The sequence below is a fragment of the Candidatus Macondimonas diazotrophica genome, from assembly GCF_004684205.1.
Classification (GTDB): Bacteria; Pseudomonadota; Gammaproteobacteria; order UBA5335; family UBA5335; genus Macondimonas; species Macondimonas diazotrophica.
This window is the reverse complement of sequence record NZ_SRIO01000071.1, coordinates 1-924: the sequence shown is the minus strand read 5'-3', so window position 1 is coordinate 924 and position 924 is coordinate 1. Positions and strand designations below refer to the sequence as shown.

Sequence of the window (924 nt, the reverse complement as noted above, 5' to 3'; positions counted from 1 at the left end):
TGTTGCAGCTTTCTCCGCGTTCAATGGCGGCCTTAAGGTCATCAAAATTTGCTTTGACGTACCATCCGTGATCCATATCCGTGGCGCCAATGATAAATATTACCGAGACATCATCGCTTTCCTTAACAACGCCCACGATATGACTTAATACGGCTACCACCGGGATTCCGGATTCGCCTTCCAGTTCGATTACTGGGATGCCTTTTGTGTTCATGGCTGTTTACCTATGTTAATTAACGGATGAAATAGTCAGACCGACTGATCGTTACCCAAGCACGTTCATATGGCCCAAGGCCGTTCATGTCGATCGGGCAATCGGACCGGTGCGTCATAACCCAGGCGCGGTCGTATGGTCCAAGGCCGTTCAGATCGATCAGGCAATCAGGCCGACTGGCCATCACTACTGCGCGGTCAAAGGAGCTGAGACCCGTCATATCAATTGGGCAGTCGGGGCGCTCGGCCATCACATAGGCGCGCTGGTTTGAACTCAGCCCTGTCATATCGATCGGGCAATCATGGCGGCGGGCCATAACGTAGGCACGCTCAAATGGTTCAAGACCTGTCAGATCGACAGGATAATCGGACATGTGCGCTATTACATAGGCGCGGTCGAATGATTCGCCGGCGTCGAGTTGTACTTCGATCGTCATGTCTATTTACCTTTTGTCTGGGTTGTAGTCGGGTCGGTTTTTCAAGACCCAACGGCATAGATCCTCGTCAAGCCCATCCAAACTTACAGGACAGTCTTCCCGAGTCACCATTACCCAGGCACGGTAGGTCGGATCGATACCCGTTAAATCGATCGGGCAATCGCGACGCTCGACCATTACCTTGGCACGGTTGGATGGACTAAGACCCGTCAAATCAATCGGGCAGTCAGGACGGTGAATCATCACCATGGTTCGATCGAATGGTGTCAATCCT

Annotated in this window: 3 protein-coding genes; all 3 read right to left on the bottom strand. The window is 52.1% G+C overall.

All coding sequences use genetic code 11. The annotated features are described in order from the left end of the window. On the bottom strand, window positions 1-214 hold a 214-nt coding region (locus tag E4680_RS13915; protein ID WP_135283028.1), incomplete at its 3' end, for a hypothetical protein. 19 nt (window positions 215-233) lie between these two features. Continuing rightward, window positions 234-650 (bottom strand): hypothetical protein, encoded by a 417-nt coding sequence (locus tag E4680_RS13910; protein WP_135283027.1) that lies wholly within the window; start codon window positions 648-650, stop codon window positions 234-236. A 6-nt stretch (window positions 651-656) separates the two neighbouring features. After that, the coding region (locus E4680_RS14380; protein ID WP_205688955.1) for a hypothetical protein at window positions 657-924 on the bottom strand (268 nt) is incomplete at its 5' end.

Coding starts and splice junctions, on each gene's coding strand:
- E4680_RS13910 (WP_135283027.1), bottom strand. CDS start 650: ATGACGATCGAAGTACAACTCGACGCCGGCGAATCATTCGACCGCGCC.